Source organism: Streptomyces sp. NPDC020958, from assembly GCF_055562175.1.
In genome coordinates this window covers 1055706-1071010 of record NZ_JBVHFU010000001.1, presented here as the reverse complement: position 1 = coordinate 1071010, position 15305 = coordinate 1055706, and the positions used below count along the sequence as shown (strand labels likewise).

13 protein-coding genes and 1 pseudogene are annotated in these 15305 nt (G+C 72.4%); 6 read left to right on the top strand and 8 right to left on the bottom strand.

What is annotated here, in order from left to right; translation table 11 throughout:
* Positions 1 to 17: 17 nt before the first annotated feature.
* Both paaK and ACZ3KP_RS04840 read left to right on the top strand, forming a co-directional pair.
* Positions 18 to 1364: a phenylacetate--CoA ligase PaaK gene (paaK, locus tag ACZ3KP_RS04845; RefSeq protein WP_467496369.1), complete on the top strand. Its 1347-nt coding sequence runs from the start codon at positions 18 to 20 to the stop codon at positions 1362 to 1364.
* Positions 1365 to 1406: 42 nt separating this feature from the next.
* Positions 1407 to 1892 carry a GNAT family N-acetyltransferase gene (locus ACZ3KP_RS04840; protein ID WP_358980594.1) on the top strand — a complete coding sequence of 162 codons (486 nt, stop codon included), beginning with the start codon at positions 1407 to 1409 and terminating at the stop codon, positions 1890 to 1892.
* Positions 1893 to 1969: 77 nt separating this feature from the next.
* Here the strand turns inward: ACZ3KP_RS04840 and ACZ3KP_RS04835 are convergent, their stop codons facing one another.
* Positions 1970 to 3034 carry a glycoside hydrolase family 5 protein gene (locus ACZ3KP_RS04835; RefSeq protein ID WP_467496367.1) on the bottom strand — a complete coding sequence of 355 codons (1065 nt, stop codon included), beginning with the start codon at positions 3032 to 3034 and terminating at the stop codon, positions 1970 to 1972.
* Between the two features lie 257 nt (positions 3035 to 3291).
* Here ACZ3KP_RS04835 and ACZ3KP_RS04830 point away from each other — a divergent pair, with 257 nt between their 5' ends.
* From ACZ3KP_RS04830 to gap, 4 genes are all read left to right on the top strand, one after another.
* On the top strand, positions 3292 to 4386 hold the full coding sequence (locus ACZ3KP_RS04830; RefSeq protein ID WP_467496365.1) for a LacI family DNA-binding transcriptional regulator: 1095 nt from the start codon (positions 3292 to 3294) through the stop codon (positions 4384 to 4386).
* Between the two features lie 104 nt (positions 4387 to 4490).
* Entirely contained in the window at positions 4491 to 4856 is a 366-nt protein-coding gene (locus ACZ3KP_RS04825) for a low affinity iron permease family protein (RefSeq protein ID WP_467496363.1), read from the top strand.
* Between the two features lie 63 nt (positions 4857 to 4919).
* A complete protein-coding gene (locus tag ACZ3KP_RS04820) occupies positions 4920 to 5876 on the top strand; it encodes a GlxA family transcriptional regulator (protein WP_467496361.1) in 957 nt (318 codons plus the stop codon).
* A 120-nt stretch (positions 5877 to 5996) separates the two neighbouring features.
* Positions 5997 to 6992, top strand: a complete 996-nt coding sequence (gap, locus tag ACZ3KP_RS04815) for a type I glyceraldehyde-3-phosphate dehydrogenase (protein ID WP_467496359.1) — start codon at positions 5997 to 5999, stop codon at positions 6990 to 6992.
* Between the two features lie 73 nt (positions 6993 to 7065).
* Here gap and ACZ3KP_RS04810 read toward each other — a convergent pair whose 3' ends face one another.
* From ACZ3KP_RS04810 to ACZ3KP_RS04780, 7 genes and pseudogenes are all read right to left on the bottom strand, one after another.
* The gene (locus tag ACZ3KP_RS04810) at positions 7066 to 7743 is read right to left on the bottom strand and encodes an HdeD family acid-resistance protein (RefSeq protein ID WP_467496357.1); all 678 of its coding nucleotides are present in this window, start codon (positions 7741 to 7743) and stop codon (positions 7066 to 7068) included.
* A 30-nt stretch (positions 7744 to 7773) separates the two neighbouring features.
* Positions 7774 to 8857, bottom strand: a pseudogene (locus tag ACZ3KP_RS04805) (NAD(P)-dependent alcohol dehydrogenase).
* Between the two features lie 7 nt (positions 8858 to 8864).
* Positions 8865 to 10133, bottom strand: a complete 1269-nt coding sequence (locus ACZ3KP_RS04800; protein ID WP_467496355.1) for a cytochrome P450 — start codon at positions 10131 to 10133, stop codon at positions 8865 to 8867.
* A 63-nt stretch (positions 10134 to 10196) separates the two neighbouring features.
* Complete coding sequence (locus ACZ3KP_RS04795; RefSeq protein WP_467496353.1) at positions 10197 to 11600, bottom strand: NAD(P)/FAD-dependent oxidoreductase; 1404 nt, start codon at positions 11598 to 11600, stop codon at positions 10197 to 10199.
* Complete coding sequence (locus tag ACZ3KP_RS04790) at positions 11597 to 11815, bottom strand: ferredoxin (RefSeq protein ID WP_467496351.1); 219 nt, start codon at positions 11813 to 11815, stop codon at positions 11597 to 11599. Before ACZ3KP_RS04790 ends, ACZ3KP_RS04795 begins: the two co-directional genes overlap by 4 nt.
* 214 nt (positions 11816 to 12029) lie before the next feature.
* Positions 12030 to 13655: a protein kinase domain-containing protein gene (locus ACZ3KP_RS04785; RefSeq protein ID WP_467496349.1), complete on the bottom strand. Its 1626-nt coding sequence runs from the start codon at positions 13653 to 13655 to the stop codon at positions 12030 to 12032.
* Positions 13656 to 13698: 43 nt separating this feature from the next.
* Positions 13699 to 15216, bottom strand: a complete 1518-nt coding sequence (locus ACZ3KP_RS04780; RefSeq protein ID WP_467496347.1) for a hypothetical protein — start codon at positions 15214 to 15216, stop codon at positions 13699 to 13701.
* Positions 15217 to 15305: the final 89 nt, after the last annotated feature.

Genomic DNA, 15305 nt, shown 5'->3' with positions numbered 1-15305 from the left:
CGGTCCGAGGAGCCGCGATGAGCAGCGAAGTGATCACGTCCGGCCCCGGTGGCACCCGCCGGGGAGCGCCGATTCCCGAGGCGCTGCTGGACGACGCCGAGCGGCTGTCCCGCGAGGAGGTCCGGGCGCTCCAGCTCACCAGGCTGCGCACGACGCTCCGGCACGCGTACGACAACGTGGAGCTGTACCGCAGGAAGTTCGACGCGGCCGGTGTGCGCCCGGACGACTGCCGCACCCTCGCGGACCTCGCCCGCTTCCCCTTCACCACCAAGGCGGACCTGCGGGACACCTACCCCTTCGGCATGTTCGCCGTCCCGATGTCCGAGGTGCGGCGCGTGCACGCGTCCAGCGGTACCACGGGCCGCCCCACGGTGGTCGGCTACACCGAGCACGACCTGTCGGTGTGGGCGGACGTCGTCGCCCGTTCCATCCGGGCCGCCGGCGGCCGCCCGGGACACAAGGTGCATGTCTCCTACGGCTACGGCCTGTTCACCGGTGGTCTGGGCGCCCACTACGGCGCCGAACGCGCCGGCTGCACCGTGATCCCCGCCTCCGGCGGCATGACCGCCCGCCAGGTGCAGATCATCCAGGACTTCCGGCCCGAGATCATCATGGTCACCCCCTCCTACATGCTCACGCTGCTCGACGAGTTCGAACGCCAGGGCGTCGATCCGCGCTCGACCTCCCTGGAGGTCGGCATCTTCGGCGCCGAGCCGTGGACGGAGGAGATGCGCCGCGAGATCGAGGAACGTCTGGACATCCACGCGGTCGACATCTACGGGCTGTCCGAGGTGATCGGCCCCGGCGTGGCGCAGGAGTGCGTGGAGACCAAGGACGGGCTGCACGTCTGGGAGGACCACTTCTACCCGGAGATCGTGGATCCGCTCACCGACGAGGTGACGGCCGAGGGCGACAGCGGCGAGCTGGTCCTCACCTCGCTCACCAAGGAGGCGCTGCCGGTCATCCGCTACCGCACCCGCGACCTGACCCGGCTGCTGCCCGGCACGGCGCGCCCCGGGTTCCGCAGGATCGAGAAGATCACCGGCCGGTGCGACGACATGATCATTCTGCGCGGGGTCAACGTCTTCCCCAGCCAGGTGGAGGAGATCGTGCTGCGGACGCCGGGAGTGGCCCCCCACTTCCAGATCCAGATCGACCGGCGCGGCCGGATGGACCACATGACGGTCCGGGTGGAGGCACGGCCGGACGCCGCCCCCGCCGACCGCGCGGCCGCCACCCGGATCATCGCGCAGGGCATCAAGGACGGCGTCGGCGTCACCGTGGAGGTCGTCGTCGTCGAACCGGAGACGCTGGAGCGCTCGCTCGGCAAGCTCCGCCGGGTCAAGGACCTGCGGCGCGGCTAACTCCGTGGCGGAGACCGGGCCCTGGTGCCTACTGTCGCCCGCATGCCGGAACTCCAGTTGCTCCGTCCCGACCACATCCCGCCGCTGCTCGTCTTCGAGCAGGACAACCGCGCCTACTTCGCGGCGACCGTCCCCGATCGCGGCGACGACTACTTCGCCCGGTTCGAGGAGCGGCTCCAGGCCCTGCTGGCCGAGCAGGAGGCCGGGATCTGCCACTTCCATGTGCTGGTCGACCCGGCGGGCGCGGTGCTGGGACGGGTCAACCTGACCGATGCCGCGGACGGCGCCGCCGACCTGGGATACCGGATCGCGGAGCGGGCCGCCGGCAAGGGCCTCGCCACCTGGGGCGTGCGGGAGGTGTGCCGACGCGCCGCCGGCGCCTACGGACTGACCGCCCTGCGGGCCGCCACCACCCTCGACAACACGGCGTCGCGTGCCGTGCTGGCCCGGACCGGGTTCACCGTCACCGGCGAGACCCGGCTGTCGGGCCGTCCGGGGCTGACGTATGTGCGCCGGCTCCAGCCGTAGCCCCTGGGGGCGCTGCCGGGCCGTCTGCTCCCCGGCGGCCGCGGTGTTCGGGAGCACCGCGGCCGCCGGGGCGTCGGTCAGCCGGCCACCGGCCTGCCGCGGCCCCAGGCCCAGGCGAGGCGGTCGGCGCCGGACTGGTTGGTGGTCTCCAGCCAGGGCCGGTCGGCGGGGCCGGTCAGCTTCTGCATCGAGTAGATGTCGTCGGTACGCAGACCGGGCCAGTACACCGAGCCCATGCCGAGCTTGCGGAACGTGTCGGTGTCGGCCTGGATGAAGTTGACCGGGTTGCTCGACGGTGTCGGCACGTTGTAGTCCAGGCCCGTGGTCATCTCGGCGCCGAACTCGTCCGCGACCGTACGGTTCGCGCAGTCCCCGAGGCGTTCCTTGAGGTCGGCCACCCACTGGTCGTAGGTGGCGTAGCTCTTCCAGAAGCCGTAGTGGTGCAGGGAGAGGTAGGTGCCCTTCAGACGCGGGTCGGCGCAGACGGTGGTGACGTGGTCGTTGTAACCGGCACCGCTGACGAACACACGGTCGTGCGGGACGGACGGGTAGGTGGCGAGCCACTTCGCGGCGATGTCGGCCCACTGGGCGTCGGTGTAGCCGTGCGGCTCGTTCATCGGCTCGAAGTAGACGCGCGGGTCGTGCCGGTAGGCCTTCACCACGGTGTCCCACATGGGCCAGTAGGTGGCCTCGTCGTCGATGAAGCCGTCCTTGTTGGCGCCGGTGCCCTCCCAGTAGGAGACGATCACCTTGAAACCGCGGTCGGAGGCCGCGTCGATGACCGCCCGGTACGACTTCCAGTAGGCGCCGTTGACCGTGTAGGGGTTGATGGGCAGCCGCACGGTGTTGGCGCCGAGGTTGGCCCGGAAGGCCGCGATGATCCGGCTCGACTTGGCGTAGGTCCGCGCGTAGTCGTCCGAGGTCGACAGGCCGGAGAGCTGCAGGTAGTCGTCGGCGTAGTTGTCGCGCGGGTCGGCCCAGTTGACGCCCTTGAACTGGCTGGTGCCGTGGCCCGGCGCGGCGGCGGAGGCCGCGGCGGGACCGCCGGTGAGGGTGGTGGCGCCGATCGCGGCGATCGCGACCGCCGCGAGTGCGGCGCGGGTGCGGGGGGTGACACGGGTTCTGGCGGGGGTCTTGCGCATCAACGTGCCCTTTCGGAAGACGGCGGCTCGGCGCGAGGGGGGATCGGGACCCAGGCAACGTGTTCACGTAAACATCAGGCAGACGTGTTCACGTGGCATCCGCTGCGCGGCCTGTGGACGGGATCTCCGTCAGGGCTGGTCACGCGGCGATGTTTACGTAAACTCGAAAGCGTCGGAATCGTGGCACCCGCTTCTGCGGCCGTCAAGATTCCCGGTCCCGACTTCCCGCGCATGAAGGAGATTTGAGGGATGGGCCGATGGTCCTGAACGAACCCGGGCGGCCGGCCCCACCGGCCGCGGGCGGTGCGGGGCGGGGCGGTTCCGGGGTGCCCGGCGGGCGCCGCAAGCAGCGGGTCTCCATGGCGGACGTCGCCCGACTCGCCGGAGTCTCCTCGCAGACGGTCTCGCGGGTCTCCAACGGGCATCCAGGGGTGATCGGTTCCACCCGGGAGCAGGTGCTGGCCGCGATGCGCGAGCTGGGCTACCGACCCAACAGCGCGGCCCGCGCGCTGCGTTACGGCCGGTTCAACACCATCGGCGTGATCCTGTTCAGTCTGTCGTCCACGGGCAGCAGCCGCACCGTGGAGGCGATCGCCACGCACGCCGCCGCCGAGGGCTACGCGATCACGCTCATCCCCATCGACGTGGCCACGCAGGACAACGTGCTGGGCGCCTTCACGCGGATGGGCGAACTGGCCGTGGACGCCGTCATCGTCATCATGGAGATCCATCTGCTGGACACCGCCACCGTGCAACTGCCGCCCGGCGTCCATGTGGTGGTCGTGGACTCCGACGCCGGGGACCGCTACGGCGTGGTCGACACCGACCAGGCCGACGGCGCGCGCCGGGCCGTACGGCATCTGCTGGAGCTGGGCCACCGGACCGTGTGGCACGTGGCCGGTCCCGAGTCCTCCTACGCGGCCCAGCGTCGCGCCCAGGCCTGGCGGACGGTGCTGGCGGAGGCGGGGCGCCCGGCTCCGGCCCCGCTCCGGGGCGACTGGTCGGCCGAGTCCGGTTACGCGGCCGGGCTCGTGCTCGCCGAAGAGCCCAACTGCACGGCCGTGTTCGCGGCCAACGACCAGATGGCCCTGGGGCTGCTGCGCGCCTTCCACGAACGGGGCCGGTCCGTCCCGGCCGACATCAGCGTGGTCGGCTTCGACGACACCCCGGACGCGGCCTTCTTCATCCCGCCCCTCACGACCGTCCACCAGGACTTCGCCGAAGTCGGCCGGCGCTGTGTGGAGGACGTCCTGCGCCAGCTGCGCACCGGCGACGACTGCCGCCCCGGCACCGACCTCGTCCCGGCCCGCCTGGTGATCAGGGACAGCACCGCCCGGCCGCGCACGGCGTGACGGCGCGGGCGGGTCTCCCCGCGGGTGAGAGGGGCAGGTGCGGGGTAGCCGGGGCGGGACCGTGGTGAAGGGCACCGCGCGGACCCGGGAGTGGCCCTGTGTCCATGACGCATCCTGCCGAGGGCTCCCGTGACGGTCGGGGCTGGTTCGAGCGGCTGGCCGAGGCGGCCTCGAACGTCACCAGTTCCGCGCTGTTCATGTGCTTCTGCGTGGCCCTGGTCGCCGCTTTCGTCGCCGTGCACGTCGCGGGCCTCGGCCTGACCTGGCAGCTGCTCGTCGGCGATGTCATGACCTCCGTGAACCTGCTGCTGCTCGCCCTGCTGAAGAACTCCGAGCGGCGGGCGGAGCACGCCCTCCAGCGCAAGCTCGACAGCATCGCCTGGGCGCTGCTGGAGCAGCGGGAGGGCGGGCGCGCGCAGGAGTCGGCCGGGGACCTGCGCAAGGCGATCCGCACGGAGGAGGAGCTCTGATCCGGCGCGGCCGGGCGGGCGGACCGCCCCGGACACGGGTCGGGCCCTCGTACCCTGTGGGCTGTGTCTGCCGTCCGTCTGCATCGCGTCGCCGTCCTCGTGCTGGAGGGCGCCAAGCCCCTCGACGTCGGTATCCCGGCGCAGGTGTTCACGACCCGGGCGAGCATGCCCTACGAGGTACGGGTGTGCGGCGCGGCGCCCGGTCTGGTCACCGGCGGCGACGGGCTGTCGTACCACGTCGCCGACGGCCTGGACGCGCTGGAGTGGGCGGAGATCGTGTTCGTCCCGGGGTACCGGTTCCCGGACCGGGAGGACCCGCCGCGGGCGGTCGTCGACGCGCTGCTCGGCGCGCACCGGCGCGGAGCGCGGCTGGCCGCCATCTCGACCGGGGCCTTCGCGCTCGCCGCGACCGGTCTGCTCGACGGCCGGCGCGCCACCACGCATTGGCACTACACGCGGGCCCTCGCCGAGCGGCATCCCCTCGTCCAGGTCGACGAGAACGTGCTGTTCGTAGACGAGGGCAGCGTGCTGACGTCGGCCGGCGCGGCCTCGGGCATCGACCTGTGCCTGCACATCCTGCGCGGCGACCTCGGCGTGGCCGCCTCCAACCACGCGGCCCGGCGGCTGGTGGCGGCCCCCTACCGCAGCGGCGGCCAGGCCCAGTACGTGCCGCGCAGCGTGCCCGAGCCGCTCGGTGAGCGGTTCGCCTCGACCCGCGAGTGGGCGCTGCACCGGCTCGGCGAGCCGCTCACCCTCGACGCGCTGGCCCGGCATGCGGGGGTGTCGGCGCGTACGTTCTCGCGGCGGTTCGCGGAGGACACCGGGTACACGCCGATGCAGTGGGTGATGCGGGCCCGCATCGACCTGGCCCGGGAACTGCTCGAACGCTCGGAGCGCAGCGTCGAGCAGATCGCCGACGACGCCGGCCTCGGTACCGGGGCGAACCTGCGGCTGCACTTCCAGCGGATCCTCGGCACGACGCCGAGCGACTACCGGCGCACCTTCACCAAGGGCGAATAGGGCGCCGGTGTGACCGGTGGGCGGCGTGCTGGCGGGATCCTTGTGAACCATGGCGATCTCGCCGCTGTCCCGGCCGGGCCGGGGCCGCGAACCTGGTGGCGTAGCGAAGGGACACCACTTATGACTCGTATCGCCGTCAACGGATTCGGCCGCATCGGACGCAACGTGCTGCGCGCCCTGCTGGAGCGGGACAGCAGCCTGGAGATCGTCGCCGTCAACGACCTCACGGAGCCGGCCGCCCTCGCGCGGCTGCTCGCCTTCGACTCGACGGCCGGCCGCCTCGGCCGCCCGGTGAGCGTCGACGGAGACGTCCTCCTGGTCGACGGCCGCCGTATCAAGGTCCTCGCGGAGCGCGAGCCGGCGCGACTGCCGTGGGCCGACCTCGGCGTGGACATCGTGCTGGAATCCACGGGCCGTTTCACGTCGGCGAAGGCCGCCCGCGCCCACCTCGACGCGGGCGCGCGGAAGGTGCTGGTCAGCGCGCCGTCGGACGGTGCCGACGTCACGCTGGCGTACGGCGTGAACACCGACGCGTACGACGCGGAGCTGCACACGGTCGTCTCCAACGCCTCGTGCACGACCAACGCGCTCGCCCCGCTGGCCGCGGTGCTGGACGAGCTCGCCGGCATCGAGCACGGGTTCATGACGACCGTCCACGCGTACACCCAGGAGCAGAACCTCCAGGACGGTCCGCACCGCGACCCCCGGCGCGCCCGTGCCGCCGGTGTCAACATCGTGCCGACCACGACCGGCGCCGCCAAGGCGATCGGGCTGGTGCTGCCGGACCTCGACGGCAAGCTGTCGGGCGACTCGATCCGGGTACCGGTGCCGGTGGGCTCGATCGTCGAGCTGAACACGACGGTGTCGCGGGACGTGACGCGTGACGAGGTGCTGGCCGCCTACCGCGCGGCGGCCGAGGGACCGCTCGCGGGCGTCCTCGAGTACTCGGACGACCCGCTGGTGTCGTCGGACATCACGGGCAACCCGGCGTCGTCGATCTTCGACTCGGCCCTCACCCGCGTCGACGGCCGCCACATCAAGGTGGTCGCCTGGTACGACAACGAGTGGGGCTTCTCGAACCGGGTGATCGACACCCTGGAGCTGCTGGCGCGCTGACGGGTACCGGCGTCGGGCGGCAGGCCGCTCGCCGGACGGGGGTCCGTCCGGCGAGCGGCCGCGCGCGGCGCGGTCAGTGCTGGGGGTGTGCCCGGGCGTGGAAGAGCGGGCGCCGCCGGGTGGCCGTGTCCGGAGCGGCGTGGCCGAGTTCGACGCGTGTCCTGACGGCACGGACCGCTTCGGTCAGGCCCAGGACGATGGCCATGACGCCCGCCACGAGGGTGAGCGTGGCGATGGAGGCGAACGGCAGGACGATCATCACGATGCCGGCCATGGCACCGATGATCCCGAAGGCCACGTGCCAGCCGCGCGCCGGCATGACCGGGTCGGAGGCCGCGGCGACCGTCTCCAGGATGCCCCGCAGCAGCCAGCTGAAGCCGATCCACAGGGCGAGCAGGAAGATCGACTCAAGGGGGCCCCGGAAGCAGATCAGCCCCAGCAGGACGCAGGCCGCGCCGGTGATGAAGTGCAGGACGCGAAGATGCCGGCGCACGTGCGTGCCGAAGGCGGCGGCGAGTTGGAAGACGCCGGTGGCCAGCAGGTACACACCGAAGAGCAGGCCGACGACGCGGAGTGTCGGGCCTGGCCAGACCAGGGCCACGACGCCGAGGGCGATGGTGGCGAGCCCCATGGTGAGCAGGAGCTGCCAGCCCAGGTTCGCGAGCGCGGCCGCGCCGTCGGCGAGCGGGGTCTGCTCTGGTCCGGTGTCCCGTGGCGGGACAGGACCGGTGGAAGCGGAAGGAGATGTCATGTCAGCTGCCTCCTCCTGGGAACAGCGTCGTCAGGTCCCTACAGGTCCATCGTCACCCGATCGGCCGCATATCGCGTGCGGAGTGATGACGGCGCGTCCCTGGATCCTTCCGTCGTGCAGGAGCCGGTAGGCCTCGGCGGCGCGGTCCAGGGGGAAGTGTTCGACCAGCACCTCGATCTTCTCCTGCTGGGCGAGGGTGACCACGTCCATCAGCTCGGTGAGGGAGCCCCAGTACGGCGCGGCGACCGAGCACTCGTGCGGCGGACTGGAGAAGTTCACGGGCAGCGCTCCCCCGCCCAGGCCGACGATGGTCAGGTGGCCGAGCACCCGGGCCACCTGAGCGGCCATCCGCAGCGTCGGGTCCGCGCCGACCATGTCCAGCACGAGCTCAGCGCCCTGCCCTGCCGTCATGTCCTTGATACGGGCGACCGCCCCGTCACCCGGGAGCAGTGCCTCGTCGGCGCCCAGGCGCGTGGCGGTCGCCCGTTTGCCCGGGTCGGTGTCGACGGCCACGACGGTGGTCGCCGCGCTGAGCGCACGCAGGATCTGAATGGTCATCTGGGCCCAGGCCGCCGGCTCCGATCACGACGGCGGTCGAGCCCGGGCCCAGCAGGTGCAGCGACCGTTTGACTGCGTGGTAGCCGGTCAGTGCGGCATCGCTGAGCGGGGCGGCCCGGCAGGGGTCGAGACCGCCCAGCGGGACGAGGTGACGCGCCGCCGGGACCAGCAGGTACTCGGCCATGCCGCCGTGGTGCCCGCCGCCCAGGCCCGGACCCTGGCCGGCGAGGTTCTGGCAGTAGTTCTCCCGGCCCTGACGGCACTCGACGCACACCCCGCAGCCCCAGGAGCCGTACACGAGGACCGGGTCTCCCGGTGCGAACCCGGTGACGCCGGCTCCCAGCTGCGCCACCCGTCCCGCGTTCTCGTGGCCCAGCGTGAGGGGGAGGTCCGTGAAGCCGGGCAGCGGTCCGGGTGCCCCCATGACGTGCAGATCGGAGTGGCAGGCGCCGGCACCCGCCACCCGCACCAGGACCTGGCCCGGGCCGGGCTCGGGTACGGGCACCTCGCGCAGTTCGGGCGGCTGCTGCCAGCCGACGAGTTGGAAGGCCCACATGGCGGGATCAGTCGAGGATGCCGTCGATGTCGACCAGAACGTGCCGCGGGCCGCGGAAGATCTGGTTGTGCCGGTACGGCGGCGGGTCCTCCACCAGCCGGGGGTTCTGCACCCGCCGGACGAACTCGCCCACCGCGATCTGCACTTCGAGCCGCGCGAGCGGGGCACCGAAGCAGAAGTGGATGCCCTGGCTGAAACCGAGGTGCTCGTTGTCGCGGCGCTCCAGGTCGAGTTCGTCGGGGTCGGTGAACCGTTCGGGGTCGCGGTTCGCCGAGCCGTACGCCAGGAAGATGGGCGCCCCCTTGGGGATGGTGGTGCCGGCGATGTCGATGTCCTCCACGGCGGAGCGGGTGTGCCAGAACTGGACCGACGACTCGAAGCGCAGCAGTTCCTCCACCGCGGGCACGATCAGCTCGGGCCTGCGGCGCAGTTCTTCGAGCGCGTCGGGGTGCCGCAGCAGGGTGAGCACGCTGTGGGCGATGAGGTTGACCGTCGTCTCGTGCCCCGCGAAGATCAGGAGCAGGGCGTTGCTCACGAGGACGCCCTTGGACAGCGGTCCCTCCGGGCTGTCGTCGTGCACCAGGGCCGAGAGCATGCCGGGGCCGGGCTCACGGGCGTACCGGTCAAGCAGATCGGCCGCGAACTGCCCGAACTCCTGCACGGCCCGCTGCCCCCCGGACTGCCGGCTCTGGATCTCCTCGGAGGCGGCCTCGGGGCCGAAGTCCAGGGCGTCCAGGGCCGTCTCCACCCATTGGTGGAAGCGTGGCTCGTCCTCCAGCGGCACGCCCAGCACCTTGCAGATCACCGTCACCGGCAGGGGGTAGGCGAAGTCGTCGACGGCGTCGATGCGGTCCTTGCCCCTCATGTCGTCCAGGAGTCCGCCGACGATACGGCGGATGTCGGGCTGCAGGTCGGTGATCAGGTGCGGCGCGTGGGGCGGCCCGACGAAGTGCGGCATCATCAATCGGCGGTCCCGGTCGTGCTCGGGGGGATCACAGGTGATGATGTTCGGCTCGGTCAGCACCGCCCTGATCGGTTCGGCCTCCGGGGCCGCCGAGCCCTGGTCCGGCGCCGCGTCCGGCCCGGGACGCTTGCGCGGGTCCGAACTGACCCGGGGGTCGTGCAGCAGCGCGACGATCTCCCGGTAGGTGCTGACGACATAGGTGCCGTCGGGCTGCCGCGCGACCGGCTCCTTGCGCAGTTCCTCGTAGAAGGGGTACGGGTTGGCCCGGTTGGCATAGCGGAGGGCTTGTTGCCAGGGGGTTTCCTCGACCACGAGGCTCCCCTCCTTCTTCCAGTCGGTGCTGGCCGCGGGCCGCGCAGGACCCGGCGGGCCGGGTCAGTGGCGCCGCGGCCGGAACTCGGCCTTGCGCTCGCTCGGCGCGTGGCCGGTCAGGACGACGTCGGGGATCGCCGTCGGGACCCTCGGGTCCGGGAACTCCGCCGGCATCGGCTTCGTGTCGGCCGGCTGGTCCCAGCCCGGCGGCGGAGGCGGGAACGGACCGGACCGTTCGATCAGCTTCCCGTAGTACTCCAGCCACTTGCCGTGGTCGAAGGTCACGGCCGCCACGATGCGGCCCCGGCGACCGTAGGCCGCGGCGAAGCGACGGTCGGCGACAGACCCCTGCGTGATGACGATCTCGTCACCGAAAGGCGGCACGCCGACAGACTTGATGTTGACGCCGAACTGACCGGACCAGAAGCCGGGCAGCAGCAGATGCGGGCGGTAGTGGGGCTCCAGGTTGACCATGTTGTGGGCCGCGACCTCGGCGCCCAGGACGGCGTTGTCCCAGTGCTCCATCGCCAGGAACTGGTACTCGTACAGCACGTGCGGCGCGCGTGCCACGTCACCGGCCACGTAGATGCTGTCGGTGACCACGCCGTTGATGTCGAAGGCACGGCCGCCCGCGTCGCACCCGACGCCCCAGAAACCGGCGGCCAGCCCCGACCCCTCCAGCCACTCCACGTTGCGGATCGACCCGAGTGAGGCCACCACCACGTCGGCGTCGACGGTGGCGCCGTCGGACAGCCGCGCACGCCGGACATGCCCCGCGGAGTCGCCCTCCAGCGCCGACACGCCCAGCCCGCAGCGCAGGTCCACGCCGTGATCGCGCTGCATCTGCGCGGCGATCTCTCCGATCACCCCGCCGAGCGCGCCCACCAACGGCGCCGCACCCCGCTCGACCACGGTCACCGCGATGCCCAACTCGCGGCAGACGGAGGCCACTTCCGAGCCGATGAAGCCGGCGCCGATGACCAGGACCCGCGAGGGCGACGCGGCCAGCGCCTTCTGCAGCCGGGCGGCGTCGTCACGGGAGCGAATCGTGCAGACGCCCTCCAGGGCGGCCTCGTCCGGATTCGGCCACTGCCGCGCCCGGGTGCCCGTGGCGATCAGCAGCCGGTCGTACGGCACCTGCTCCCCGTCGGCCAGACGCACCTGCTTGCTGACGCGGTCCAGCCCGACGGCGGCCACCCCGAGCCGCCAGTCCGCGTTCACCTCGCGCAGCCGGGGCAGCTTGGTGTGGTCGGCCGGCACCCAGCCCTTGAGCACCTGTTTGGACAGCGGCGGCCGGTCGTAGGGCTCGTACGGCTCGTCCCCGATGATGGTCAGGGAGCCGGTGAAGCCCTCCGCCCGCAGGGATTCCGCGGCACGCAGCCCGGCCAGGGAGGCTCCTACGACGACGATCCGGCCGCTGGCCCGGAACTCGCGCACCAGTTCGGCGACCGATGCCCGCAAGGTCATGACGCCGCACTTCCCTCCGCGCCGTCCAAACGGTCGATCACGATCGCCTGCACCGGACACGCGGCGGCGGCCCGCTCGACCTGCAGGCGCTGCTCGTCGTCGGGGTTCGGCTCATAGGTGAGCGCCTCCTGGCCGCTCAGCCTGAAGACCTCGTGCGCCAGATACACACACTGGGCATATCCCTGGCATCGATTCAGGTCCACGACGATGCGCATGGGCAGACTCCCTTCGATCTGCCGACCCGGCTGAGCGGTTCGCCCGGCTGTGCGGGGAGCTCACCGCCAAGGACCTCGTGATCCGCGGGTCGCGGTGGCATCCGGTGGCATCGGAATCACGACGTGTTCCGGCCGTTCCGCCGACCGTTCCGCCCACAAAAAATACTCGTCCCGTCCTCGGACGATCGCAAACCCGCCGACCGCTCGCCCGGCCTCATCCCTCGGCCGGCACCACCCTGACGACCTTGCCCTTCCTGTCCGTCTGGAGGTATCCGCTCCGGCTGTACTTGTCGCCGAGGTAGACGGACATCCCGGCGGGGTCGCCGAAGGCGTCGCCCGGCAGGTCCACGACCAGGTAGCGGCTGGTCGGGGCGGCGACCTCGAGCTGCCTTTGGGCCCGGGCCAGCAGGGAGGGGACCTTGTCCCAGTCGAAGCCGTCGAGGCCGACGGGGGTCCCGAAGCCGGGCAGGGTGCCCGAGATGATGTCCTTCCGCACGCCCTGCCCGGCGCGGTAGGTGTAGGTGTCGTACGCGGTGTCGCTGCCTTTCACCATCAGCCAGGCGATGACGTACTCCGGGTACACCGTGAGCTTGCCGAAGCGGTCCCGGCCGGTCTGTTTCTCGAAGGCCGCGACGGCGGTGCGTATGCCCTGGGGGGTCAGCAGGTCTGTGCCGGCGGTCTGCTGTGCGGCCGTGGAGGGGACCGTGCTCCCGGCCGAGGGCGGTGCCGTGGTGCGCGTGCTGCCGGAGTCCGTGGGGTCGGGGGTGTGGCCGCCCGTGCCCGGCAGCAGGTTCCACGTGAGCACACCGGCGACGGCCACCGCGGCCGCGGGCAGGAGGAGCAGCCTCCGGCGGCGGCGTGGAACGGGTCCGAGGGAGATGGGCGTCGGGTCCGGCGGTGACGCGTCCCGTGCGTCGGGAAGCGGTGCGTCCCGCGGTGGCGCGGACGGGGGTTGCAACGGGAAGGACGTGGGGGACCCGGTCTCCCGGGCGGCCCGGGCCAGCATGCGGTCCAGGGCGGCGGCGTCCGGGCGGGCCGCCGGGTCGCGGACCAGGACGCGGGTGAGGACGTCCGTGAGGGGCCCGGCCTGGACCGGTGGCGGGACGTCCTCGGCGAGGACCGCCGCGAGCGTGGCGAGGGTGGTGCCGCGGCGCAGCGGATGGTGGCCCTCGACCGCCACGTACAGCATCATCGCGAGGGACCACAGGTCCGCGGCCGCTCCGCCGTCCTTGCCGGAGACGCGCTCCGGTGACATGTAGTCGGGGGTGCCGATGACCGATCCGGTGGCGGTGAGGGCGGTGGCCTCACGGACGGCGGCGATGCCGAAGTCCGTGAGCACCGGGCGGCCGTCGGGGCGCAGCAGGACGTTGGCCGGCTTCACGTCGCGGTGTTCGATGTCGGCCTCGTGGGCGGCGCGGAGCGCGGCCAGCACCTCGCGGCCGATCCGCGCGGCCTCGACCGGGTTCACCGGCCCTGCGGCAAGGCGGTCGGCGAGCGAGCCGCCGGTCACGAGTTCCATGACGATCCACGGGTAGGTCCCGGGCCCCCCGTCGACGATGTGATGGATCGTCACCACGTTCGGGTGGTCGACCCGGGCCAGGGCGCGGGCCTCCCGCAGCACCCGTTCGCGCAGCAGCCGGGCGGCCCCCGGGTCGTACTCGGCGAGGCCGGGGTCGGACGGCCGTACCTCCTTGACGGCCACGCTGCGCCGCAGCACCAGGTCGGTGGCCCGCCAGACCATGCCCATGCCGCCGCCACCGAGCCGGGCCACCAGCTCGAACCGCCCGTCGACCACTCGTCTGGCGGGGTCGTCCCTGCCCTCGTCGTCCTCGTCGTTCATGCGCCGGAGCATAGTTGGCCGGTCCGACAGCCTCCCGGCCCGCTCAGTAACCGGACGTGAGCGACTGTGTGGTGTACGCGCACTCGGTGTAGACGTAGCCGTAGCGCAGCTTGGCGGTGTCGGAGCCCGGGGTGGCCGTGGTGTCGTTCTTCGGCTGGTGCACGAAGTACGTGGTGCCGGGCGGCAGGCTGATCGTGCGCTGCGGGTAGTTCCGGCCGCTGTCGCCGCACGGCTGCCAGCCGGGGGTGATCGTGCCGGCGAACGAGTACGCCTTGCAGCCGCCGCACGCCTTCAGGGTGAAGCTGCCGGTGACCGGGCCCGTGTAGAGCACGGTGATGTCGTCGGGGCTGTCGTTCTTGACGGTCACGGAGATGCCGCCGCCGGAGGCGGTGGTGGGCAGCCTCTTGCCGGCGGCAGGGAGGGTCTGGGCTACCTCGGCGCCGATGACGATCTTCCGGGCGCGGGCACCGTTGCCGTCGTGCGGGTTGTCGGCGAGGAACTGCTGGAGGGTCCCCTGTGCCTTGGCGTAGTCGCCGTCCTTGTACTGCCTGACGCCGCACTGGTACTCCCCCGCGTCACCGCTGCGGCCGGCCCGGGACGCGAGCTCGCCCAGTGCGCCGGCCTGCGCGCCCGAGCCGTCGGACAGCTGGGTGATCCCCGAGTTCAGGGTGTGCAGCCGCTCGACGGCGGTACAGGGGTCGTCGCCGGAGACTGCCGTCGCCGCCTTCTTCACGGCCGCGTCCAGGGCCGGGGCGACCTTGGCGCTCTGACCGGCGTCCGGGAACGTGCGCAGCAGTTCGCCGAACCGGGGGACCCAGTCGGTGCCGTCGCCGGTCAGGCCCTGCGCCCCGCACTCGTACAGCGAGGTGGCCAGCCGGTCGTCGGGCCAGTGCGCGAGCGCGCCGAGCTGGTCCTTCGGCAGGGAGTCGGGCACCGTCCGCAGGTACTCCAGCGGCGCGACGGCCGTGCAGTAGTCGTGGTGGCCGTAGGCCGCGGCGACCGTCGTGTAGTAGGTCCTCAGCCGGTCGGGGACCTGGGCGGCGGCACGGGACCCGGAGTGGTGGACGGCGAGGTCACGGTAGACGGCCAGGGCTTCCTGGTAGTCGGGCCTGGCCGCGGCGAAGCCCTCGTGGGCGGCGGCGGCGACGCGTTCGTCCGCGTGGTCGAGCCGATCGAGGAGCGCGCGTTGCACGGCTTCCTGGTGGGCGCTGTCGTACCAGAGCGCGCCGCCCACCGGGACGGCGAGGAGGGCGACACCCAGCAGGAGTGCGAGGGGCCGCCGTCCGGGCAGGATCAGCCGGGTGCGCAGGCCGACGCGGGCGCCGTGCACGGCCGCCAGCAGCAGCACCACGGCGTAGCCTGCCGACGCGGCGGCGGGCACGCCGTCGGCGTCCGCGGGCAGGGCCACCAGGAGCAGCACGACGGTCGCCGCCAGGCAGGCGGCCATCGGGAGCCGTCTTCGCACGAGCAGGTAGCCGAGGCCGAGGCCGCTCAGGTTGAGGAGGGCGACGGCGGTGGCACGCAGGGCGTCCGGTGGAGCGGGCGGCGGACTCGACGGCATGGGCGGGACGAAGACTCCCGGCCCCGGGAAGGCGTGGCCCGGTGGTCCCTGGTCCGGCGGTCCCTGGTCCGGCGGTCCCTGGTTTGGCG